This is a genomic window from Cryobacterium breve (genome assembly GCF_004402375.1).
Lineage (GTDB): Bacteria > Actinomycetota > Actinomycetes > Actinomycetales > Microbacteriaceae > Cryobacterium > Cryobacterium breve.
This window is the reverse complement of the sequence record NZ_SOGJ01000023.1, coordinates 405,712-426,284: the sequence shown is the minus strand read 5'-3', so window position 1 is coordinate 426,284 and position 20,573 is coordinate 405,712. Positions and strand designations below refer to the sequence as shown.

General features: G+C 66.2%; 22 protein-coding genes. 18 read left to right on the top strand and 4 right to left on the bottom strand.

Going from position 1 to position 20,573, the window contains the following annotated elements:
- The first annotated feature begins 37 nt into the window (after positions 1–37).
- The 3 genes from lepA to hemW are packed head-to-tail and all read left to right on the top strand — an operon-like array spanning position 38 to position 3,768.
- On the top strand, positions 38–1,885 hold the full coding sequence (gene lepA / locus E3O65_RS12040; protein WP_134363941.1) for a translation elongation factor 4: 1,848 nt from the start codon (positions 38–40) through the stop codon (positions 1,883–1,885).
- A gap of 4 nt (positions 1,886–1,889) precedes the next feature.
- Positions 1,890–2,537, top strand: coding sequence for a DUF1990 family protein (locus E3O65_RS12035; RefSeq protein ID WP_134363940.1), 648 nt, complete (start codon positions 1,890–1,892; stop codon positions 2,535–2,537).
- A gap of 4 nt (positions 2,538–2,541) precedes the next feature.
- Positions 2,542–3,768: a radical SAM family heme chaperone HemW gene (hemW, locus tag E3O65_RS12030; protein WP_134363939.1), complete on the top strand. Its 1,227-nt coding sequence runs from the start codon at positions 2,542–2,544 to the stop codon at positions 3,766–3,768.
- On the opposite strand, the gene E3O65_RS12025 is transcribed toward hemW, so the two are convergent.
- Positions 3,769–4,143: a DUF4870 domain-containing protein gene (locus tag E3O65_RS12025; RefSeq protein ID WP_134363938.1), complete on the bottom strand. Its 375-nt coding sequence runs from the start codon at positions 4,141–4,143 to the stop codon at positions 3,769–3,771.
- Positions 4,144–4,181: 38 nt separating this feature from the next.
- Entirely contained in the window at positions 4,182–4,628 is a 447-nt protein-coding gene (locus E3O65_RS12020) for a DUF4870 domain-containing protein (RefSeq protein WP_134363937.1), read from the bottom strand.
- A 166-nt stretch (positions 4,629–4,794) separates the two neighbouring features.
- On the opposite strand from E3O65_RS12020, the gene hrcA reads away from it, so the two are divergent.
- From hrcA to leuA, 9 genes are all read left to right on the top strand, one after another.
- Positions 4,795–5,817 (top strand): heat-inducible transcriptional repressor HrcA, encoded by a 1,023-nt coding sequence (hrcA, locus tag E3O65_RS12015; protein WP_134363936.1) that lies wholly within the window; start codon positions 4,795–4,797, stop codon positions 5,815–5,817.
- Positions 5,818–5,883: 66 nt separating this feature from the next.
- Positions 5,884–6,999, top strand: a complete 1,116-nt coding sequence (gene dnaJ, locus E3O65_RS12010; protein ID WP_134363935.1) for a molecular chaperone DnaJ — start codon at positions 5,884–5,886, stop codon at positions 6,997–6,999.
- Between the two features lie 6 nt (positions 7,000–7,005).
- Complete coding sequence (locus E3O65_RS12005) at positions 7,006–7,746, top strand: 16S rRNA (uracil(1498)-N(3))-methyltransferase (protein ID WP_134363934.1); 741 nt, start codon at positions 7,006–7,008, stop codon at positions 7,744–7,746.
- Positions 7,747–7,766: 20 nt separating this feature from the next.
- The gene (locus E3O65_RS12000) at positions 7,767–8,141 is read left to right on the top strand and encodes an HIT domain-containing protein (RefSeq protein WP_134363933.1); all 375 of its coding nucleotides are present in this window, start codon (positions 7,767–7,769) and stop codon (positions 8,139–8,141) included.
- A gap of 67 nt (positions 8,142–8,208) precedes the next feature.
- Positions 8,209–9,225, top strand: a complete 1,017-nt coding sequence (locus tag E3O65_RS11995; RefSeq protein ID WP_134364115.1) for a PhoH family protein — start codon at positions 8,209–8,211, stop codon at positions 9,223–9,225.
- Positions 9,222–9,689, top strand: coding sequence for an rRNA maturation RNase YbeY (ybeY, locus tag E3O65_RS11990; protein ID WP_134363932.1), 468 nt, complete (start codon positions 9,222–9,224; stop codon positions 9,687–9,689). Before E3O65_RS11995 ends, ybeY begins: the two co-directional genes overlap by 4 nt.
- A complete protein-coding gene (locus E3O65_RS11985) occupies positions 9,686–11,002 on the top strand; it encodes a hemolysin family protein (RefSeq protein ID WP_134363931.1) in 1,317 nt (438 codons plus the stop codon). Before ybeY ends, E3O65_RS11985 begins: the two co-directional genes overlap by 4 nt.
- A complete protein-coding gene (era, locus tag E3O65_RS11980; protein ID WP_134363930.1) occupies positions 10,995–11,897 on the top strand; it encodes a GTPase Era in 903 nt (300 codons plus the stop codon). The genes E3O65_RS11985 and era overlap by 8 nt, the downstream gene beginning before the upstream one ends.
- A 309-nt stretch (positions 11,898–12,206) precedes the next feature.
- On the top strand, positions 12,207–13,979 hold the full coding sequence (gene leuA, locus E3O65_RS11975; protein ID WP_134363929.1) for a 2-isopropylmalate synthase: 1,773 nt from the start codon (positions 12,207–12,209) through the stop codon (positions 13,977–13,979).
- Positions 13,980–14,096: 117 nt separating this feature from the next.
- Here the strand turns inward: leuA and E3O65_RS11970 are convergent, their stop codons facing one another.
- Together E3O65_RS11970 and E3O65_RS11965 are read right to left on the bottom strand one after the other, a co-directional pair.
- Positions 14,097–14,837, bottom strand: coding sequence for a hypothetical protein (locus tag E3O65_RS11970; protein ID WP_174722303.1), 741 nt, complete (start codon positions 14,835–14,837; stop codon positions 14,097–14,099).
- Between the two features lie 110 nt (positions 14,838–14,947).
- Positions 14,948–15,646, bottom strand: coding sequence for a trimeric intracellular cation channel family protein (locus tag E3O65_RS11965; protein ID WP_241985575.1), 699 nt, complete (start codon positions 15,644–15,646; stop codon positions 14,948–14,950).
- A gap of 76 nt (positions 15,647–15,722) precedes the next feature.
- On the opposite strand from E3O65_RS11965, the gene recO reads away from it, so the two are divergent.
- The 6 genes from recO to E3O65_RS11940 are packed head-to-tail and all read left to right on the top strand — an operon-like array spanning position 15,723 to position 20,555.
- A complete protein-coding gene (gene recO, locus E3O65_RS11960) occupies positions 15,723–16,445 on the top strand; it encodes a DNA repair protein RecO (RefSeq protein WP_134363928.1) in 723 nt (240 codons plus the stop codon).
- Positions 16,442–17,260: an isoprenyl transferase gene (locus E3O65_RS11955; protein ID WP_134363927.1), complete on the top strand. Its 819-nt coding sequence runs from the start codon at positions 16,442–16,444 to the stop codon at positions 17,258–17,260. Before recO ends, E3O65_RS11955 begins: the two co-directional genes overlap by 4 nt.
- A gap of 51 nt (positions 17,261–17,311) precedes the next feature.
- Positions 17,312–17,971 carry a DsbA family oxidoreductase gene (locus E3O65_RS11950; RefSeq protein ID WP_134363926.1) on the top strand — a complete coding sequence of 220 codons (660 nt, stop codon included), beginning with the start codon at positions 17,312–17,314 and terminating at the stop codon, positions 17,969–17,971.
- Entirely contained in the window at positions 17,968–18,093 is a 126-nt protein-coding gene (locus E3O65_RS17435) for a hypothetical protein (protein WP_277870388.1), read from the top strand. Before E3O65_RS11950 ends, E3O65_RS17435 begins: the two co-directional genes overlap by 4 nt.
- Before the next feature lie 46 nt (positions 18,094–18,139).
- Entirely contained in the window at positions 18,140–19,312 is a 1,173-nt protein-coding gene (gene dusB, locus E3O65_RS11945; protein WP_134363925.1) for a tRNA dihydrouridine synthase DusB, read from the top strand.
- A complete protein-coding gene (locus tag E3O65_RS11940; protein ID WP_134363924.1) occupies positions 19,305–20,555 on the top strand; it encodes a deoxyguanosinetriphosphate triphosphohydrolase in 1,251 nt (416 codons plus the stop codon). Before dusB ends, E3O65_RS11940 begins: the two co-directional genes overlap by 8 nt.
- Positions 20,556–20,573: the final 18 nt, after the last annotated feature.

Genomic DNA, 20,573 nt, shown 5'->3' with positions numbered 1-20,573 from the left:
ACCGGGACGCAGTCAGCTATGGGAGAATTGCCAGACCATGTCACCGAGACCCCTCACGTCGCTTGAACCGGCCGCCACCCCGCCCGAGTTCATCCGCAACTTCTGCATCATTGCCCACATCGACCACGGTAAGTCCACACTGGCCGACCGGATGCTGCAGATCACCGGCGTCGTCGACGACCGTTCGATGCGCGCGCAGTACCTCGACCGGATGGACATCGAGCGCGAGCGCGGCATCACGATCAAGAGCCAGGCCGTGCGCATGCCGTGGGAACTGGACGGTCAGACCTACGCCCTGAACATGATCGACACCCCCGGACATGTGGACTTCACCTACGAGGTGTCCCGCAGCCTGGCTGCGTGCGAGGGAGCCATCCTCCTCGTCGACGCCGCCCAGGGCATCGAGGCGCAGACCCTCGCCAACCTCTACCTGGCGCTGGAGAACGACCTCACCATCATCCCGGTGCTGAACAAGATCGACCTGCCTGCCGCCGACCCCGACAAGTACGCGAAGGAGCTTGCCAGCCTGATCGGCGGCAGCCCCGACGACGTGCTCCGGGTCTCCGGTAAGACCGGCGTCGGCGTCGCCGAACTCCTGGACCGGGCCACCCGCCTCATCCCGGCCCCGGTGGGCGACCCGGCCGCCCCGGCCCGCGCGATGATCTTCGACTCGGTCTACGACAGCTACCGCGGCGTCGTCACCTACGTGCGCATGATCGACGGCAAGCTGGGCCCGCGGGAGAAGATCCAGATGATGTCGACCCGGGCCACGCACGAGATCCTCGAGATCGGCGTCACGTCTCCTGAGCCCACGCCCAGCAAGGGCCTCGGCGTCGGCGAGGTCGGCTACCTGATCACGGGTGTGAAGGATGTGCGCCAGTCCAAGGTCGGCGACACCGTCACCACGGCGCTCCGCCCCGCGACCGTCGCCCTGCCCGGTTACACCGAGCCCAAGCCCATGGTCTTCTCAGGCCTCTACCCGATCGACGGCAGCGACTACCCGGCCCTGCGCGAGGCCCTTGACAAGCTCAAGCTCTCCGACGCCTCCCTCGTCTACGAGCCCGAGACATCCGTCGCCCTCGGATTCGGTTTCCGATGTGGGTTCCTCGGCCTGCTGCACCTCGAGATCATCACCGAACGCCTCGACCGTGAGTTCGGCCTCGACCTGATCACCACCGCGCCCAGTGTGATCTACGAGGTCACCACCGACGACAAGAAGACCGTTACGGTCACCAACCCGAGCGAGTTCCCGAACGGCAAGATCGCCAAGGTCGAGGAACCCATCGTGAAGGCCGCCATCCTCGCGCCGAAGGACTATGTCGGTGTGATCATGGAACTCTGCCAGAGCCGTCGTGGAACCCTGCTCGGCATGGACTACCTCGGTGAAGACCGGGTCGAGATCCGCTACACGATGCCGCTCGGCGAGATTGTGTTCGACTTCTTCGACAACCTCAAGAGTCGCACGGCCGGCTACGGCTCGCTCGACTACGAGCCCATCGGCTCTCAGGAGGCCGACCTGGTCAAGGTCGACATCCTGTTGCAGGGCGAACAGGTCGATGCGTTCAGCGCGATCGTGCACCGCGACAAGGCCTATGACTACGGCGTCCTGATGACCGGGCGGCTGCGGAAGCTCATTCCGCGCCAGCAGTTCGACGTTCCCATCCAGGCCGCGATCGGCGCGCGCATCATCGCGCGGGAGTCGATCAGCGCCATCCGAAAGGATGTTCTGGCCAAGTGCTACGGTGGCGACATCTCCCGCAAGCGCAAACTGCTGGAGAAGCAGAAAGAAGGCAAGAAACGCATGAAAATGGTCGGCCGGGTCGAGGTGCCCCAGGAAGCGTTCATCGCAGCACTGTCCGGCGACGAGCCCCCGAAGAAGAAGTAGACGGATGCGCCGCTCCACCTTCACGGATACCGCCGTCACCTACGCATCCATCGGCGGCACCCTCGCCCCCGACCTGCTCCGGTACCCACCCAAGGGCTACCGGCCCATCGAGCGCGCCGTGCGCCTCGGCAGCGGTGACGAGCGTTTCCAGCTTGCCTCGAAGTCACTGATGACCTGGGGTGTGCAGCGCGGCAGCGGCATGACCGTCACCGACCTGCTGGACGGCACTGGCCAGCAGTACACGGGTCTCGTCTTCGACGCCGACGGCCACGCCGCCCGCGACCAGAAGGCGGCGCCGGACGAGGCTACCTTTGCCGAGGACGGCACGCCGTACATCGTGAACGGCATGTCCGCGCACCTCACGACCAAGTTCGGGCCGTTCACCATCGACGCCCCCGTGCGCGTGGTCTACGTGATCGATGAGCCCGACCGCGTCGGGTTCGCCTACGGCACCATGGCCGGGCATCCGGCCAGCGGCGAAGAATCCTTCGTGGTCGATAAGCGCGAGGACGACTCGGTCTGGCTCACCATCCGCGCCTTCTCGCGGCCCAGCACCTGGGTCTACCGCCTCGGCTGGCCGCTCGTTCGGCGGCAGCAGGCCAAAATGACCGCCCGGTACCTGCGCGCTCTGCACCCGATCGGCGCGGTCTAAGCGGGTGGGCAGTGCCCTTCCCGTCGGCGATCCCGCACCCAGCGACGGCCTGCTGCCGGCGTCGGCAGCGGTCGGAGCTCATGAGCGTGACTTCGGCGTCTACCTGCACGTGCCGTTCTGCCGCGTGCGGTGCGGGTACTGCGACTTCAACACCTATACCGCCACCGAGTTGCGCGGCGCGTCCCAACACGACTACGCGGGCCAGGCGATCAGCGAGGTCGAGGCGGCCGGTCGCATCCTCTCGCTGTCCGGTGTGCCCCCGCGCAAGGTGGCGACTGTCTTCTGCGGCGGGGGCACACCCACCCTGCTTCCGGCCGGCGACCTGGTGCGGATGCTGCACGCCGTGCGTTCCACTTGGGGGCTGGTCCCCGGCGCTGAGGTGACCACAGAGGCCAATCCCGACTCTGTCGACGCCGCGTACCTCGGCCGCCTCGCCGAGTCCGGCTTCACCCGGGTGTCCTTCGGCATGCAGTCCGCGGTACCGAGCGTGCTCGCGACCCTGGAACGCACCCACGACCCCGAGCGCGTTCCGTTGGTGGTGCAGTGGGCGCGCGAGGCCGGCCTCGACGTGTCCCTCGACCTGATCTACGGCACACCGGGGGAGACCCTGGCCGATTGGCGCACCAGTCTCGAGCACGCCATCCGGCAGGCCCCGACGCACATCAGTGCCTACTCGCTCATCGTCGAGGAGGGCACCAAATTGGCCCGACAAATCAAGCGTGGCGAGCTGGCCCCTGTCGACGACGATGTGCAGGCGGAGTTCTACGAGCTGGCCGACGACCTGCTGTCGCAGGCGGGTTACGGCTGGTACGAGGTGAGCAACTGGGCAACGGATGACGTGCACCGCTCCCGCCACAACCTCGCTTACTGGCGAAGCCAGGACTGGTGGGGCGTTGGGCCCGGGGCGCATAGCCACATCGGTGGGGTTCGCTGGTGGAACGTCAAGCACCCGTCGGCGTACGGCGATCGCATCCGCGACGGAATTTCTCCGGCCGCCGGACGAGAGACCCTCGACGCGGCCACCCAGGAGGTGGAGCGAGTGCTGCTGCTCACCCGCATCCGCGAGGGCATCCCCGTCGACTCGCTCAGCCCGCTCGGCCGCCGAGAGGTCGCCGGCCTGATCGCCGACGAGCTCATCGACGCACGAGCCGCCCTCTCCGGTTCGATCGAGCTGACCCGAAGAGGACGCCTTCTGGCGGATGCCGTCGTGCGGCGCCTGCTCGCCGACTGACTAGTTGACGAACTTGATCGTGAGTGGATACGTGTAGTACTCGCCACGGTTCGCGGCCAGTGCAGCCATGATGCTGAACACGATCGCCAGCACAGATGCGGCCGTCAGGATCAGGAAGCCGACGAAGACGATGATCAGGACCCCGCCGACAACGTACGCGATCAGCAGGGTGAGCTGGAAGTTCAGTGCGGCCGCGGTGTGCGCCCGGATGAACGGGCCGCGGTCCTTGAGCACGACGTAGCCGATCAGGGCCGGCAAGAACGAGAAAACAATCCCGCCAATGTGGATCAATGTGGCCCACAGCTTCTCGTCGGACGGACTCAACGGCGCCGGGGCGGAGTAGGCATTGGCCGGCGGTGGGGTGGAATTAGACATGTGTGCTCCTTCTGGGTGAAAAATTTCGTGTCGGGGGGCTAGCTGATCAGGCGCAGCGCGAACGGGTACCGGTAGTGGTTCCCGTCCTTGGCCTGGAGGTAGCCGAGCACCGAGAAGACCACGCCGACGATGTACAGCACCCAGCCAAGGCCGCCGAGCACGCCGCCGATGCCGAACGTGAGAAAACCGATGATCGTCGAAACGATGTTGACGCCGACATAGCCGATCAGGAGCGTGATCTGGAAGTTGAGCGCCTCTTTCGCCTCGACGTTGGTCAGAGGACCGCGATCCTTGAACATCAGCCACAGCACCAGCGCGGGCGCGAACATCAGGATCCCGCCGAGATGGGCCAGGGACGCCCACTGGCGGTCCGCCGCCTCGGACAAGGGCGCCGAGGGCCCTGGGGCCGCCGGCTGATAAGGCGGCTGCGGCGGTCGTTGACCCTGATTCGGATCGTCGGATCCGGGACCGGAGAAATTGCTCATGATCGTGCCTTTCAGTGCACAGAGGAGGGGTGCTATACAACTAAGCTACTGCTCCAAAACAACGGCGAGCAATGGGGAACCTCAACCGGTCGCGGTATGATTGGCAGTCACATACTTCGAGTGCCAACCGGTGACGCACTCACGACGGACGGAGGAGGCGAGAATCATGGTGTCCGATCGCAGTCTCGAAGTCCTGCGGGTGATCGTTCAGGACTACGTCGCTTCCCGCGAGCCCGTCGGTTCCAAGTCGATCGTCGACCGGCATTCCTTCGGTGTCTCGGCGGCCACCATCCGCAACGACATGGCTCTGCTCGAAGAGGAAGAGCTGATCGCGGCGCCGCACACCTCGTCGGGCCGGATCCCGACCGACAAGGGCTACCGCCTCTTCGTCGATCACCTCGCCGATCTGCGACCGCTGTCCGTCGCCCAACGCCAGGCGATCGAGACCTTCCTCGGCCAGTCGGCCGACCTCGACGAGGTGCTGGCCCGCAGCGTCCGGCTGCTCTCCCAGCTCACCCACCAGGTGGCCCTGGTGCAGTACCCCTCGCTGTCCCGCGCGAAGGTGCGCCACATCGAACTCGTTCCGTTGTCCGACACGCGCCTCCTCTCCGTGCTGATCACGGACGCCGGACGGGTCGAGCAGCGCGTCGTCGACCTGCCCCGTCCGCTGGGTGAACCCGTTCTGATCGAACTGCGGTCCCGGCTCAATTCCGCACTCGTCGGGCTCGCCATGTCCGAGGCCGCGAGCGCGCTGAGCGATACCGCCGGCACGGGACCGTTCGAGCAGCAGGAGACCGTTGACCTGATCGCCGGCACCCTGAGGGACCAGGTCGGCGCGAACCGACAGGACCGCCTCGTCATGGCCGGCGCCGCCAACCTCGTGCGCACAGAGGAAGACTTCACCGGCAGCATATTCCCGGTGCTCGAGGCCATCGAAGAACAGGTCGTGCTTCTGCGACTGTTCGGTGAGATGGCTTCCGACCAGCACGGCGTCTCCGTCAGCATCGGCCGGGAGAATGCCCCCTTCGGGCTGGCCGAGACCTCGGTGCTCACCAGCGGGTACTCCTCCCAGGGAGGCAACCTGGCCCGCCTCGGCGTGCTCGGCCCCACCCGCATGGACTACTCGAATAACATGGCGGCCGTTCGTGCGGTCGCCCGCTACCTTTCACGCCTCCTCGGCGAGAATTGACCAGAACCACCGGCCCCAGTGGCCGTGGCGCCACCACATTTCAGAACACACCTAGGAGAGCCAGCTTTGGCTGACCATTACGAAGTACTCGGCGTCGCGCGCGACGCCTCGACCGACGAGATCAAGAAGGCGTATCGCAAGCTCGCCCGGCAGCTCCACCCCGACGTCAACCCTGGGGCGGATGCATCCGAGCGCTTCAAATCGGTAACGCACGCCTACGACGTGCTGAGCGACGCCAAGCAGCGCGACAACTACGACCGCGGCGGCAACGGCCGCTCGGGCGGCGGGGGTGCCGGCTTCGACGGCAACTTCGGCAACTTCGGCGACATCTTCGAGACCTTCTTCGGCGGCGGGGGATCGTCCCGCGGGCCTCGGTCCCGCCGGGAGCGCGGACAGGACGCCCTGATCCGGGTCGAACTCGATCTCGATGAGATCATCTTCGGCACGCACCGCGACCTCGAGGTCGATACGGCCATCGTCTGCACCACCTGCAATGGAACCTGCTGCCAGCCGGGCACCGCGCCCGTCACCTGCGACATCTGCCACGGAACCGGCAACATCCAGCGAGCCGTCCGGTCGTTGCTGGGCAACGTGATGACCTCCAGCCCCTGCGGTTCCTGCCGCGGCTACGGCACCGTCATCGCCACCCCCTGCGTCACCTGCCAGGGCCAGGGTCGCGTGCGCGCACGCCGCTCGGTACCGGTCGACATCCCCGCGGGCGTCGACACCGGTCTGCGCCTGCAGATGCCCGGCAGTGGCGAGGCCGGCCCCGCCGGCGGTCCCAACGGCGACCTCTACCTCGAGATGAAGGTGCGCCACCACGACGTTTTCAGCCGCGACGGTGATGACCTTCTCTGCACCCTCGAGGTGCCTATGACGGATGCGATCCTTGGCACGACCGCCACAGTGAAGGCCCTCGACGGCGACATCGACGTGGAGATCAAGGTCGGCACGCAGAGCGCCGAGGTCATCACGGTCAAGGAGCGCGGCGTCACCCGTCTGCGTGGGAACGGCCGCGGCGATCTCAAGATCGGCGTACACGTGGCCACGCCCACGCGGCTCGACCATAAGGAGCGTGAGCTTATCGAAGCCTTCGCCGCCCGCCACAAGGCCCCGGCACCCGCGCTCAGCGCCTTCCAGCAGGGACTGTTCGCGAAGCTGCGCGATCGATTCCGCGGCTAGTCCTCCATGGCACATTTCTTCATCGATGAAACGCTCCTGGCTGCCGACTGCGTCGCCGGATCGCTCGTCACGGTCGGCGGGGCTGAAGCCCGGCATGCGGTCACGGTCAGCCGCGTGCGGCCCGGCGAACACCTGAAGATCGGGAACGGTGCCGGGCTGATGCTGACGGCCACCGTGATCGGCGCGGAGGCCGCCCAACTCACCCTGCGGGTGGATGCGGTAGCCGTGACGGCGCTGCTGACCCCGCGCATCCGTCTCGTTCAGGCACTCGCCAAGGGTGACCGGGACGAACTTGCCGTGCAGGCCGCCACCGAACTCGGCATCGACGGGGTCATTCCCTGGGCGGCAGCCCGGTCGGTGACCCGATGGGAAGGCGCCAAAGTCCAGAAGGGCCGGGACCGTTGGTCCAGCATCGTGCGCGAGGCGTCCAAGCAGTCGATTCGCGCCTGGCTGCCCACCGTCGGCGAACTGACCGGCACGAAGACGCTGGCGGCCCTGGCCGGCGCGAGCCGGATGCTGCTGTTGGAGCCCACAGCGACGGAGCGTCTCACGTCGCAGGCCGCTCCCACCGACGACAGGGAGATCCTGCTCGTCGTCGGCCCCGAGGGCGGCATCTCCCCGGCCGAGCTCACCCTGCTCGAGCAGGCCGGCGCCACCCGAGTGCGGCTCGGCGACAATGTGCTGCGCACGTCCACCGCCGGACCTGCCGCCCTGTCCATCCTGAACACCACGCTCGGCCGCTGGTAACGCGCGCTTAAGATAGAGATATGCCTTCCACCGGAGAACCGTCCATCTTCAGCCGCATCGCCGCGCGGGAGATTCCGGCGACCATTGTCGCCGAAACCGACCGTGTGATCGCCTTCAACGACATCGCCCCTCAAGCCCCCGTGCACGTGGTGATCACGCCGAAGACTTCCGAGTACGCAAATGTGGTCGAGCTCGCGGCCGGGGACCCCGACCTGCTGGCCGAACTGGTCGCCGTGGCCAGCGGCCTTGCCGCCACACTATCGAACGGCCAGTTCCGTCTCGTCTTCAACACCGGAGAAACCGTCGGCCAGACAGTCTTCCACGTGCACGCGCACCTGCTCGCTCCGCAGGGCGCCGGCGGCCCACTCGAGGAGGGCACCCTTGGTTTCCGCTGAGTCGCAGCTCCCCGGCTCGAGTGACTTCGGCCAGACCGAGGCGCGCATCACGGTCGACGGCGTCGCCATGGTGCGCCTGCTCGGCGCCGACGACCGGCTACTGACCACCGTTGAGAAGGAACATCCGGGCGTCAGCGTTCACGTGCGCGGCAACGAGATCACCCTCACCGGAGCGACCGACCAGGTCGAGGCGGCGCGCCGTCTTATCGAGGAGCTCCTGCTGGTGGTGCGCGGCGGCCGCGACCTCGCCGAATCCGAGGTGAGCACGTCAGCCCGGATGCTGCACGAGGACAGTTCCACAAGCCCGTCCGAACGCCTCGGCCCGGCCATCCTCAGCTCCCGCGGCAAGAGCATCCGTGCCAAGACCCTCGGGCAGAAGGAGTACGTCGACGCCATCGACACCGACACCATCGTGTTCGGCATCGGACCGGCCGGAACGGGCAAGACCTATTTGGCGATGGCGAAGGCCGTGCAGGCGCTACAGCGTAAAGAGGTCGAACGCATCATTCTCACCCGTCCGGCCGTCGAGGCCGGGGAACGCCTCGGCTTCCTGCCGGGTAGCCTGACCGAGAAGATCGACCCGTACCTTCGCCCGCTCTACGACGCCCTCAACGAGATGATGGACCCCGAGCTCGTGCCCAAACTGCTTGCTGCCGGAACCATCGAAGTGGCGCCGCTCGCGTATATGCGCGGCCGCACGCTGAATTCCTCCTTCGTTGTGCTCGACGAGGCGCAGAACACCACACCCGAGCAGATGAAGATGTTCCTCACTCGGCTCGGGTTCGGTTCGAAGATGGTCGTCACCGGGGACATCACTCAGATCGACTTGCCGGCCAGCTCCAGTGGGCTGCGCTTGGTGGGCCGGGTGCTCGACAAGGTCGACGACATCCGTTTCGTGCGTCTGACCAGTGCCGACGTCGTTCGGCACTCCCTCGTGGGCCGCATCGTCGACGCCTGGACCGAGTACGACGCACAGAAGCAGGCCGACCGCTACGAAAGCGACCAGGCACGCGATTTCGCAGGTCGCGGTCCCGGCCGCCCCAACACTCCCCGCGAACGCCTTCCGAAACGGAGATCCTCTTGAGCATCGAAATCAACAACGAATCGACCATCCCGGTCGACGAGGCAACCATTCTGCGCCTCGCGGCCCACGCTCTGGACTCCATGCACGTGCACCCCGACGCCGAATTGGCCATCGTGCTCGTCGACGAGGGCGCGATGGAACAGCTGCACGTGCAGTGGATGGACGAGCCGGGCCCCACCGACGTGCTCAGCTTTCCGATGGACGAACTGCGCCCGGGCACGGAAGACGCGCTGACCCCGCCGGGGCTCCTCGGCGACATCGTGCTCTGCCCGCAGGTTGCCCAGGGCCAGGCCGAGACCGCCGGGCACAGCACCCTCGAGGAACTTCTCCTGCTGACCACGCACGGCGTGCTGCATCTGCTCGGATTCGACCACGCGGAACCCGCTGAAGAGAAGGAAATGTTCGGCATCCAGCGCGACATCCTGATCAGCTTCGCCCTTCAGGAACGACTCCGCGACCGATGATCGGGTGGTTTCTCACGGCGGCCATCCTATTGGTCGCCTTCGGCGGCCTGATGGCCGCGGTGGACTCCGCCATCACCATTCAGTCCCGGGCCGACATCTCGGACCTGGCCGAGAAGTCCCGGGCGAGGCGCTCTCTCACGGCGATCGCCGCGGACACCGGGGCGCACCTGAACACGATCAGCTTCGTGCGGATCATCGCCGAGACCACCGCGGCCGTTCTGGTCACCCTGGTCTTCGCGACCACGTTCGTTGAGTTGTGGTTGGCGCTGCTGTTGTCCTCACTCCTGATGACGGCCGTCTCCTTCGTACTCGTCGGCGCCAGCCCGCGCAGTGTGGGCCGGGCACATCCGGTGCAACTGGTCGCCGCGACCGCACCCCTCGTGCACTTTCTCCGGGTGCTGCTCGGCCCGATCGCCAATGCGCTGGTGGCCCTCGGCAACCGGGTCACTCCCGGGCGCACCCGACTGGCCACGTTCACGTCGGAGGACCAGTTGCTCAGCATGGTCGACGAAGCCACCGAACTCGACGTCCTCGAGGAGGACGATCGGGAACTGATCCACTCCATCTTCGAGTTCAACGAGACCGTTGTGCGCGAGATCATGATCCCGCGCACCGACATGGTGACCGTCGAAGCCGACTCGTCGCTCGGTGCGGCGATGGGCCTGTTCCTGAGTAAGGGTTTCTCTCGGGTTCCGGTCATCGACGGCGAGGTCGACGATGTCACGGGCATCCTGTACCTGCGCGATGTGGCTCGCCTCGTCTACGAACGCCCGCCGAACGTGGAGAGCCTCACGGTGCGCGAACTGGAACGACCCGCCGTCTTCGTGCCCGAATCTAAGAAGGCCGACGCGCTGCTCCGGCAGATGCAGCTCGAGTCGAACCACCTCGCCATGGTGGTCGACGAGTATGGTGGAATCGCCGGACTCGTCACCCTTGAAGACCTGATCGAGGAACTCGTGGGAGACATCTCAGACGAATACGACCGCGACGTCGTGGAAGTCGAAGACCTCGGCCACGGTCGTTTCCGGGTGAGTGCTCGGTTGCCGGTCGATGAACTCGGCGAACTGTTCGACCTTGAACTGGACGACGACGAGGTCGACTCGGTGGGTGGACTGTTGGCCAAGGCGCTCGGTCGGTTGCCGGTCGCCGGCTCTGTCGCCAAGACGAGCGGACTGATCCTCACCGCGGAACGAACCGAGGGCCGCCGCAAGCGAATCAGCACTGTGCTGGTAGAACGAGACCAAGCGCTGATTGACGCGCAGAACGCATTCCTCGGAGTGTCGGACGATGAGAGAGTGAACGGTCATGACTGAACAAGATGGATTCCGAGCGGGGTTCGTGTCCTTCGTGGGACGCCCCAATGTGGGCAAGTCCACCCTGACGAACGCGCTGGTGGGGGAGAAGGTCGCGATCACATCGTCGAAGCCCCAGACCACCCGACGCGCCATCCGCGGCATCGTGCACCAGAAGGACGGCCAGCTGATCCTGGTCGACACCCCGGGCATCCACAAGCCGCGCACCCTGCTGGGCGAACGGCTGAACAGCCTGGTGCAGTCGACCCTCTCCGGCGTGGACGTGGTCGGCCTGTGCATCCCAGCCAACGAGCCGATCGGCCCGGGTGACAAGTTCATCAACGAGCAGCTCGACAACTACCCGCGCGCCAAGAAGGTGGCTATCGTCACCAAGATCGACATGTCCTCCAAGACGAGTGTCGCCAACCAGCTCCTCGCGGTTTCTCAGCTGCGTGACTGGGAAGCCATCGTGCCGATCTCGGCGACCAGCCGCATCCAGCTGGACATCCTCGGCGCGGAGCTGCTGCGCCTGCTGCCTCTGTCGGATGCCCCGCTCTACCCGGCCGACGCGGTCACCGACGAAAGCCTCGAGTCGCGCATCTCCGAGTACATCCGCGAGGCGGCGCTCGAGGGCGTGACCGACGAGCTGCCGCACTCGATCGCCGTGACCATCGACGACATCATCGAGCGTGATGACCAGGAACTCGTGGAGATCTACGCGAACCTGTTCGTCGAGCGCGACAGCCAGAAGGGCATCATCATTGGCAAGTCGGGCAGCCGGTTGAAGGATGTCGGCATGCGGGCGCGCAAGCAGATCGAACCTCTCGTTGGCAAGCGGGTCTTCCTCTCGCTCCGGGTCAAGGTCGCCAAGGAATGGCAGCGGGACCCCAAGCAGCTGGGACGCCTCGGCTTCTAGCCCGGCCCTCCGCTGCGCCCTGACCAGTGCGCAGCCCGAACGAATTCGACGGACATCTTGCCCGGATCGGCTCCAGACAGCCCGAAAACGGGCCATATTCCGAAAATCTCCGTCGAATTCGTTCAGTGTCGTACCTGATCCGGCGGGCGTGACACGATCCACGGCCAACGCTGCAGCCGAGGGTGGTAGCCTGCACGTATGTTGTTCGGTCTGCTGCGTCTTCGCTGCCGCGACGAGTCCTAATCTGAGGCCTCCCTCGTCGCGGAGTTTGCCGTTGGCTACCCACCATTCGCGAGGAGATCACAGAGCATGAAGAACAACCAGACAGCATCACAGATGCCGATCCACAAGTACCGTCCGTACCAGGAGCGGTTCCTGGTCGAACTGCCCGATCGCACCTGGCCGGCAAAGCACATCACCGTGGCCCCGCGCTGGTGCGCCGTCGACCTGCGCGACGGCAACCAAGCGCTGATCGACCCGATGAGTCCCGAGCGCAAACGCATCATGTTCGACATGCTCGTGCGGATGGGCTACAAGGAGATCGAGGTCGGCTTTCCGTCGGCCAGCCAGACCGACTTCGACTTCGTGCGCAGCCTGATCGACGACAACGCCATCCCGGATGACGTGACCATCCAGGTGCTCACCCAGGCGCGTGAGCACCTCATCCGTCGCACCTACGAGTCCATCGCAGGCGCCAAACAGGCCATCGTGCACCTCTACAACTCCACCAGCGTGCTGCAGCGCGAGGTCGTGTTCCGTGAAGACAAACAGGGCATCATCGATATCGCACTGGCCGGTGCGCGTCTATGCCGCGAGGCCGAGGCGAGCGTGCCCGGCACCACCGTCTACTACGAGTACTCTCCGGAGAGCTACACCGGCACCGAACTCGAGTTCGCTGTCGACGTCTGCAACCAGGTGTTGGAAGTCCTCGAGCCAACCCCCGAGCGCAAGGTCATCATCAACCTGCCGGCCACGGTCGAGATGGCCACGCCCAACGTCTACGCCGACTCGATCGAGTGGATGTCCCGCCACCTCGCCCACCGTGAGAACGTGCTCATCTCCCTGCACCCGCACAATGACCGCGGTACTGCCATCGCGGCCGCGGAGCTCGGTTACCTGGCGGGCGCGGACCGCATCGAAGGTTGTCTGTTCGGAAACGGCGAACGCACCGGCAACGTCGATCTGGTCGCCCTTGGCGTGAACCTGTTCACGCAGGGCATCGACCCGCAGATCGACTTCAGTAACATCGACGAGGTCAAGCGAACCGCCGAATACTGCAATCAGCTGCCCGTGCCCGAGCGCAGCCCCTGGGCCGGCGACCTGGTCTTCACCGCATTCAGCGGCTCGCACCAGGATGCCATCAAGAAGGGCTTCGAGGCCATGGCCGCGGATGCCGCCACGCAGGGCTGCAGCGTCGATGACCTGGTCTGGGCAGTTCCCTACCTGCCGATCGACCCGAAAGACCTCGGCCGCAGCTACGAAGCCGTGATCCGGGTCAACTCGCAGTCAGGCAAGGGCGGAGTGGCCTACCTGCTCAAGACCGACCACGCGCTGGACCTGCCGCGAAAGCTTCAGATCGAGTTCTCCGGCGTCGTGCAGGCCAAGACGGACCAGGAGGGTGGTGAAGTCACCAGCGAGCAGATCTGGGAGATCTTCAACGACGAGTACCTGCCGGCCAGCCACACCACGCCCGACGCCAAATGGGGCCGGTTCGAGCTGCACGCCACGCGCACGTCGAGCGACCTTTCCGGTTCGGTGGAACTGTCGGTCGACATGCGCGACGACATGACCGTCGCCAACGCTGTCAGCTCAGGCAACGGCCCGATCGCCGCGTTCCTCGGGGTGATGGCCGCACGCGGAATCGCGATCACGCTCTACGACTACGTGGAGCACGCCATGTCCGCCGGCGGCGACGCCCTCGCCGCGGCCTACGTCGAACTCGATGTCAACGGCAAGCGCTACTGGGGCGTCGGCATCGACGCGGACATCTCAACGGCGTCGCTCAAGTCGGTCGTCTCCGCAGTCAATCGCGGCATCCGTGCCGGGGTCGGCCAGCGCGCCCTCGCCGATGCGACCGCCTGAGCATCGCATGGCTCCACTCGCCATCCACTGACAATCGCCGTTCCGGTCGCGTGTCACCCCTCGGGGAGACATTCGACCGGAACGGCGCTTCTGTATGGCGTCAATGCGATTCTCAGGTCAGCGGCGCGCCGTGGCGGTCGCCCTGGCGTGCTGCGCCGGCGTGACGTGGGCCGGCTCCGCTGTGGGCATGCCCGATCGCGCTTGGGACGCTGGGTGCAGCATCATCGTGCAGTCCTCGATCGCCCCCGCGAGAAGTTCGAAGAGCTGCCCGTCCGGGTCGGGAACGCACGCCTCGGCGATGCCCTGCACGGACACCCGGATGATGGTCTCGGCCGTGCGGTCTGTGAACTTGCTCCGAGACCAGGACCCCATTGACGCGATGAACTCCCGGGCCCAGCGTTCCGTTTCCGGTGCGGCATCGAACGAGATTCGGATGCGGTCGGCCACGTCCGCGGGAATCGTGCCGTCGGGCTCGGTCAGGTGGCGTTCGCAATTGAGGATACCCACGGCCAGAGCCCGCTGGTGGTCCGCGCTGGTCACAGGCAGGGCTGACGTGGCCGCGCGCAACGCGATCAGCAGCCGCACCCTCGCGTCGTCGCCGCGAAGGCCGATCACCGAAGGGATTAGCGGTACCAGCCGAGCACGGGCGGTGTCTGAGGTGCAGTCGTTCACCATGCGGGCCACGGAGGAGAGAAGAGGGTGCGTGCAAGCTGGATGGTCGCTCCAGGCCTCACCGGCGAGATAGGAGGCGAACTCCATGAAACAGGCGCCGGAGCGCGGGTTCCTGTGCTTGCCTCGGGACAGGACCGGCATCACATCCGGCATCGAATCGGGCGCATTGCCTTTCAGTATGTTCATGAGGATCCTCCAAATGACGTGAGTTCTTCTCACCAGTCTCACCCGAGAGCGCGCGAAAGGCGAGTGCAGAATCCGTCGTATGTCGCACCAGTCTCAGGCTGCTGGAAAGGTCACGCCCCGCGGCCCCGGCGCCGACGGAAGGCAACGAAATTTTCGCGACGCCACCGTGGCCAACTTCCGATCGCCCGCTGCTGCGGCAGACTCCAGCCGTACCGTGCCGCCAGCACACGGATGACCGTCGTCACCACGACGCAGGCGATTCCCGCGATGGTGATGGGAACCTGCAGCAGGAACAGCACCACGAGCAGGCCGCTGCCGACCCCGGCAGCGACAGCGTAGAAGGATCCGACGTGCATCACTGCGATCGGCACATTGAGCATCATGTCGCGGAGGGCCGACCCACCCACGGCGGTGACGATCCCGACGAACAGGGCCGGGATCTCCGGCAGGCCGGCGGCCAGCGCCTTGCTGGTGCCCAGGGCGCCGAACAGGCCGATGGTGACCGCATCCAACGCGATGATGAACGGGCCGAGTCGGTTGAACAGGCTCTGCAGCAGCATGCCGAGCAGCGCCGCCCCGGCGCACACCGGCAGATACCAGTTGCTCTGCAGCGCGGCAGGCACACCGCCCAGCAGGATGTCGCGCAGCAGCCCTCCGCCGAGCCCCACGGTGACGCCGATCAGGGCGATCCCGAGCAGATCGAAACGCCGGTCGGTGAACCGGCCGGCGAACATGGCCCCCTGGATCGCTCCGATCGCGACGGCCGTCAGGTCGAGCCAGAGAGGAATGAAGAACGAGGTGGAGGGCACCCCCCAATGAAACCATTGAAACGGGATCGTCGGCGCGGAGGACGCCACCGGGCCCGCCGGGTGGGACAATCAATGGGTGCCCGTTTACCGTGATGAAGTTGTCGTGCTGCGCACCCAGAAGCTGGGCGAAGCCGATCGTATCGTTACCATGCTCACCCGCCAGCACGGGAAGGTGCGGGCAGTCGCAAAAGGGGTGCGCCGCACCGCGTCGAAATTCGGAGCCCGCCTCGAACCGTTCATGGTCGCCGATGTGCAGCTCTACGAGGGGCGCAGCCTCGACGTGATCACGCAGGCGGAGTCCATCGGTTCCTACGGCGCCCTGATCACGGCCGACTATCCGAGCTACACCGCGGCCAGTGCCATGGTCGAGACAGCAGACAAGCTGACCGAAGCGGAGGGGTCGCTGCAGCAGTACCTGCTTCTCGTCGGTGCACTGCGGTCGCTGTCCCGCCGGGAGCACGGTGCCGGCCTGACTCTGGACTCCTACCTGCTCCGGTCCCTGTCCATGGCCGGCTGGGCCCCCAGCTTCCAGGACTGTGCCCGGTGCGGTGCGGTGGGCACCCACTCAGCGATGGTCGTGCAGGTCGGCGGGATCGTCTGCGACAACTGCGCCGCCCCCGGGTCGCCCCGGCTCGATCCCGCGACCGTCGCCCTGCTCGGCTCACTCCTGACCGGCGACTGGGAACACGCCCAGTCCGCCCCAGACCAGACCAGAGCACAGGCCACCGGAGTCGTCGCCGCGTATACGCAGTGGCACCTCGGACGCGGCCTTCGATCCTTGGAGCACGTGAGTCGATGAACCCCAAGCCCTTCGGCCAGAAGCCCTTCACCCACAAGGACGCGGTTGCGTTCAAAACCGTCGATTGGACGGGTCTGTACCCGCCTGCCTTGCCGAAGAAGGTGGTGCCCGATCATGTGGCCGTCGTGATGGACGGCAACGGGCGCTGGGCGAATGCTCGCGGGCTGCCGCGCGTGGAGGGTCACAAGGCAGGGGAGGCCGCACTCCTCGACGTGGTCGCCGGTGCCATCCAGATGGGCGTCAAACACCTGAGCGTCTACGCCTTCTCCACCGAGAATTGGAAACGCTCGCCCGACGAGGTGCGCTTTCTCATGGGCTTCAACCGGGATGTTCTGCACCGCCGGCGTGATCAACTCAACGAGTGGGGGGTGAGAGTTCGGTGGGCCGGCCGCAAGCCGAAGCTGTGGGCATCCGTCATCACGGAGCTGCAGTATGCCGAACGGCTGACCGCCGGCAACGACGTGCTCACCCTGACCATGTGCGTGAATTACGGGGGACGAACCGAGATCGCGGATGCCGTGCGCGCGCTGGCCGAGGACGTCGCAGCGGGCAGGCTGAAGCCCTCCGGCATCACCGAGAAGTCCATTCAACGGCACCTGTATACGCCGGACCTTCCCGACGTGGACCTGTTCGTGCGCAGTTCCGGGGAGCAGCGCACCAGCAACTTCATGCTCTGGCAGAGCGCCTACGCCGAGATGGTGTTCCTGGACACCCTCTGGCCGGACTTCAGTCGCGTCGACCTGTGGCACGCGATCGAGCTCTACGCGTCCCGTAACCGGCGCTACGGCGGCGCGGTCGACGCCCCGACGCCCTGATCAAGATCCCCTCCGGGAATATCTGAGGGGCCAACCAGAGTTGCTCCCACAGTGAGCGAAACAATCAAAGTAGACATCTGGTCCGACGTGCAGTGCCCCTGGTGCTACATCGGAAAGCGCAAGTTCGAGGCCGGGGCAGCCCTGTTCGACGGCAACGTCGAGGTCGAATATCACAGCTTCGAACTTGCGCCGGACACCCCGGTCGACTTCGACGGCAGCCCCGTCGACTATCTGAGCCAGCGCAAGGGCCTGCCGGTCGCCGAAGTCGAGCAGATGCTCGAGCGCGTCACTGGTATCGCCGAGAGCGTCGGCCTGCACTATGACTACGACTCGGTGCACCAGACCAACACCGTCATCTCTCACGAGTTGCTGCACTACGCGAAAGCGCACGGTCGCCAGCTTGACATGAAGGAACGCCTGCTCAAGGCATACTTTGTGGATGGCCTGCACGTGGGCCGGATTGAAGACCTCGCCAACCTCGCCGCCGAAATCGGACTGGACCGCGACGACGTCGTGCGCGCCCTCACCGCTCATGACTTCCTCGCGGACGTCAAGGCCGACGTCGCTCAGGCCAACGCCTACGGCATCCAGGGCGTGCCCTTCTTCCTCATCGACGGGAAGTACGGCATCTCCGGGGCCCAGGACCCCGACACCTTCGCCCAGGCGCTCCGCCAGGCGCACACCGAAAAATCCGAGGAGAAGAACAATTGAGCACCGTATCCAACACCGTCACCCCGGCCGTCCCCGTCGAGAAGTCCACCGCTCCCACGATCGAACTCCTCGGCCAGGTCGACGCCGGCGGATGCTGCGGCGGCGGCTCCTGCGGCATCTGAAGGGAGCCGTTCGCGGGGCGTCCCGGCGTGGGAGAGAATTGAACGGATGACCTCTGTAACCGATACCCGCCCGGCACCCCTCAAGATCGGCCCGCTCACGCTCGATGTGCCCGTCGTTCTGGCGCCCATGGCCGGAATCACCAACACGGCATTCCGCCGGCTGTGCCGCGAATTCGGCGCGGGCCTCTACGTCAGCGAGATGATCACGTCCCGCGCCCTGGTGGAACGCACGACCGAGTCGATGCGCCTGATCAACCACCACGAGAGCGAGAAGACGCGCTCCATCCAGCTGTACGGGGTCGACCCGAAGACCGTTGCCGACGCTGTGACGTTGCTGGTGGCCGAAGACCGCGCCGACCATATCGACCTGAACTTCGGCTGCCCCGTGCCCAAGGTCACCCGCAAGGGCGGCGGCGCAGCCCTGCCGTGGAAACTGGGGCTCTTCCGACAGATTGTGGAAGCGGCCGTGGCGGCGGCCGGGCCCGTGCCCGTGACCGTGAAGATGCGCAAGGGAATCGACTCCGACCATCTCACCTACCTGGAGGCCGGCAGAGCGGCCGAAGGCGCCGGTGTCGCGGCCATCGCCCTGCATGCCCGTACGGCGGCCGAGTTCTACTCCGGTCAGGCCGACTGGTCCGCAATCACAAACCTCAAGAACACAATCACCAGTGTGCCCGTGCTTGGTAACGGCGACATCTGGTCCGCCGCGGACGCATTACGCATGGTGGCGGAGACAGGATGCGACGGCGTTGTCGTCGGCCGCGGCTGCCTGGGTCGCCCGTGGTTGTTCGGCGACCTCGCCGCGGCCTTCCGCCCGGACGCGTCGGGTGCACCGGCCGCCAAGATTGAACCAACGCTCGGTCAGGTCGCCGACGCCTTCCGCCGCCATGCCGAGCTCTTGACTGAGTTCTTCGAGAGCGAGGAACGGGCGTGCCGGGACATCCGCAAGCATGTGGCCTGGTACTTCAAGGGTTACCCGGTAGGCGGGGACCTGCGGGCCAGCCTGGCCTCGGTCGTCTCCCTCGCCCAGCTCGACGATCTGCTCGGCACGCTCGACGGTGACCAGGAGTACCCCGGCGTCGGCGCCGAGGGCCCACGGGGACGCGCCGGCACACCGAAGAAGACATCCCTGCCCGAGCACTGGCTCGATTCCCAGGAGCTCGTGTCGGCCGAGCGTGTCAATCTGACCGAAGGCGAAGGGGACACCAGCGGTGGCTAACGAGACCGGTTACACGAGGCACGACGAGGAACGTTGGCTTCCGGAGGAACACGACTCCCGCCGCAGCGATTTCGCCCGCGACCGTGCGCGTCTCCTGCACTCAAGCGCCCTGCGCCGCCTGGCAGCCAAGACGCAGGTGCTCAGCCCCGCCGCTGGGCTCGACTTCGCACGCAACCGGCTCACGCATTCCCTCGAGGTGGCGCAAGTCGGGCGCGAACTCGCGCTGCGGCTGGGTCTGGACCCGGACATCGTCGACACCGCCTGCCTGGCGCATGACATCGGCCATCCGCCGTTCGGTCACAACGGCGAGAAGGCCCTCAACACCTGGTCCGCTGACATCGGCGGATTCGAGGGCAACGCGCAGACCCTGCGCCTGCTCACCCGACTGGAGCCCAAGGTCTTCGGCCGGGACGGACGCAGCTACGGGCTGAACCTCACTCGAGCGAGCCTTGACGCCAGCTGCAAGTACCCGTGGCCGGCTGAATCGTCGGTGGCCGATCCCAGCGGACGCGCCAAGTACGGGTTCTACCCCGACGACCGTGAGTCCTTCGAGTGGATGCGCACCGGTGCGCCCGAACGCCGGCTCAGCATCGAGGCCCAGGTCATGGACCTTTCCGACGATATCGCGTATTCCGTGCACGACTTCGAAGACGCCGTGGTGAACGGCTACATCGACGTGGGACTGCTCAGCAGCCGCGCCGACCACGACGAGCTTCTCGCCACGATGACGGAGTGGACCGGAGACGGTTTGTCGGAGGAGGACCTGGTGGACGCGTTCAACCGGCTCGACTCCCTGAACGCGTGGCTGGAGAGCTGGACCGGCAGCCGGCACGACCAGGGTCGACTGAAGAACCTGACCAGTCAGCTGATCGGCCGTTTCAGCGGCGCTGCCGTGCGCGCCACCCGTGAGGCGAACCCGGGAGCGCGTCTGAACCGGTTCGGCGCGCACGTGGAAGTTCCCCGGGAGGTGGAAGCGGAGATCGCCGTGCTCAAGGGCATCGTGGCGACCTTCGTGATGACGCGCCAGACCCGCAAGCCCATCTACGTCGAACAGCGGCAGGTGCTTACTCTCCTGGCACGCACCCTTCACGCGACCGGGGACGAGCACCTCGACCCGGGCTACCAGGAAGACTGGCAGGCGGCCACCGATGACGCGGCCCGCAAACGCGTGGTCGTCGACCAGGTGGCCAGCCTCACCGACCAGTCGGCGTTGGCCTGGTTCGAGCGACTGGTGAAGCACTGAGTCCTGCACGGAACGACA

Bases quoted from the DNA above. Each gene is read 5' to 3' on its own strand.
- E3O65_RS12005 (WP_134363934.1), top strand. From the start codon at position 7,006: ATGGCACATTTCTTCATCGATGAAACGCTCCTGGCTGCCGACTGCGTC.
- era (WP_134363930.1), top strand. From the start codon at position 10,995: ATGACTGAACAAGATGGATTCCGAGCGGGGTTCGTGTCCTTCGTGGGA.
- E3O65_RS12000 (WP_134363933.1), top strand. From the start codon at position 7,767: ATGCCTTCCACCGGAGAACCGTCCATCTTCAGCCGCATCGCCGCGCGG.
- E3O65_RS11970 (WP_174722303.1), bottom strand. From the start codon at position 14,837: ATGAACATACTGAAAGGCAATGCGCCCGATTCGATGCCGGATGTGATG.
- E3O65_RS11995 (WP_134364115.1), top strand. From the start codon at position 8,209: ATGGTGCGCCTGCTCGGCGCCGACGACCGGCTACTGACCACCGTTGAG.
- E3O65_RS12025 (WP_134363938.1), bottom strand. From the start codon at position 4,143: ATGTCTAATTCCACCCCACCGCCGGCCAATGCCTACTCCGCCCCGGCG.
- lepA (WP_134363941.1), top strand. From the start codon at position 38: ATGTCACCGAGACCCCTCACGTCGCTTGAACCGGCCGCCACCCCGCCC.
- hrcA (WP_134363936.1), top strand. From the start codon at position 4,795: ATGGTGTCCGATCGCAGTCTCGAAGTCCTGCGGGTGATCGTTCAGGAC.
- E3O65_RS11985 (WP_134363931.1), top strand. From the start codon at position 9,686: ATGATCGGGTGGTTTCTCACGGCGGCCATCCTATTGGTCGCCTTCGGC.
- leuA (WP_134363929.1), top strand. From the start codon at position 12,207: ATGAAGAACAACCAGACAGCATCACAGATGCCGATCCACAAGTACCGT.
- dusB (WP_134363925.1), top strand. From the start codon at position 18,140: ATGACCTCTGTAACCGATACCCGCCCGGCACCCCTCAAGATCGGCCCG.
- E3O65_RS11955 (WP_134363927.1), top strand. From the start codon at position 16,442: ATGAACCCCAAGCCCTTCGGCCAGAAGCCCTTCACCCACAAGGACGCG.
- E3O65_RS12035 (WP_134363940.1), top strand. From the start codon at position 1,890: ATGCGCCGCTCCACCTTCACGGATACCGCCGTCACCTACGCATCCATC.
- E3O65_RS12020 (WP_134363937.1), bottom strand. From the start codon at position 4,628: ATGAGCAATTTCTCCGGTCCCGGATCCGACGATCCGAATCAGGGTCAA.